Here is a 1,007-nt window from a genome sequence, read left to right as displayed (position 1 = left end):
GGTCGGCCTGTGCCTGTCCACCAGCATTGTAACATCAGGGAGCGGTGCTGGGCGCGTAATCCAGAGCATCGTTCTGGAACGACACTATAGAGAAAAAGAAGCCGGATAGGTGATATCCGGCATAACTGAGGTTCTGCAATGCTCGTTCTCACTATAGACCGGAGGGGTCATGGCCAATTCTAACATCTGGAAAGAATTCCAAGGACTTTTACCCAAAGTACGTCAGGTTATTGGCACAGTTGTAAGCCATAACAGCAACGGCACCAGTACCATCACACTTCGCAATGGCTCATCAATAACGGCAAAGGGTCAGGGTGTCAGCATAGGCCAGAAAGCCCTGATCAAAGATGGGGAAGTCTTACGGGAGGTTCCCAATCTCACTCTTTACAATTCTCAGGTGTGACATTGAGCTAATGTCACAGTGAGGTTTGACGTAAGCGAGACAAGGACATGCAGAATAACGACGCAGAGGAAGAGCAAAAGAACAAACGTGTGTACGACCAGACGGTATGTTGTCAGTTGGACTTTAATTGCATGGCAGTGTACGGATTTATCGACAATGACGATGACCTACCATCTTATCTTTCAGTGTCCTTCGTTCCTGCCTCCTTAGAGCGACTTAACAAAGCTAGAAAGTTTGTCGATGAGGGAGCTGGACTGGTAGGGATGAACATTCGCAGTGTAGATATAAAAAGTGATGTGGGAAGTTTCAGCCCTAACAACTGCATGATCCTTATAAGTTCTGCGGGGGAAAATAGCTACAGTGTTGAGGTGCAGCTTACCTGCAGCAAAACAGGCTGTTATTTCACTGCCGATCGACAAGTTGAATCTAGCTGGTTTGAATTCTAAATAGCGCTTTAAGCTGCGATGGTGAACAACATAGTTGTTAGGCATACTATCAGAATAGACCCTCCCATATAGACATGTTGTATGGGCTATATATACTCAAAGCATGAATAGAAAATAAGGGGGGGGGGAAAATCATGGATTTTATTGCAGGATCTTTC

General features: G+C 45.7%; 2 protein-coding genes. Both read left to right on the top strand.

The genetic code is table 11. From position 1 onward, the window contains the following. The first annotated feature begins 169 nt into the window (after positions 1–169). Positions 170–403, top strand: a complete 234-nt coding sequence (locus E1189_RS01075) for a hypothetical protein (protein ID WP_155158269.1) — start codon at positions 170–172, stop codon at positions 401–403. Between the two features lie 47 nt (positions 404–450). Continuing rightward, positions 451–849, top strand: a complete 399-nt coding sequence (locus E1189_RS01070; RefSeq protein WP_155158268.1) for a hypothetical protein — start codon at positions 451–453, stop codon at positions 847–849. The last annotated feature ends 158 nt before the right edge of the window (positions 850–1,007 follow it).

Origin of the sequence: Parendozoicomonas verongulae (assembly GCF_009711465.1) — a bacterium.
In the GTDB taxonomy this organism is placed as follows: Bacteria; Pseudomonadota; Gammaproteobacteria; order Pseudomonadales; family Endozoicomonadaceae; genus Sansalvadorimonas; species Sansalvadorimonas verongulae.
The sequence above is the reverse complement of the archived record's forward strand: the minus strand, read 5'-3'. Positions and strand labels throughout refer to the sequence as shown.

Bases quoted from the DNA above. Each gene is read 5' to 3' on its own strand.
- E1189_RS01075 (WP_155158269.1), top strand. From the start codon at position 170: ATGGCCAATTCTAACATCTGGAAAGAATTCCAAGGACTTTTACCCAAA.
- E1189_RS01070 (WP_155158268.1), top strand. From the start codon at position 451: ATGCAGAATAACGACGCAGAGGAAGAGCAAAAGAACAAACGTGTGTAC.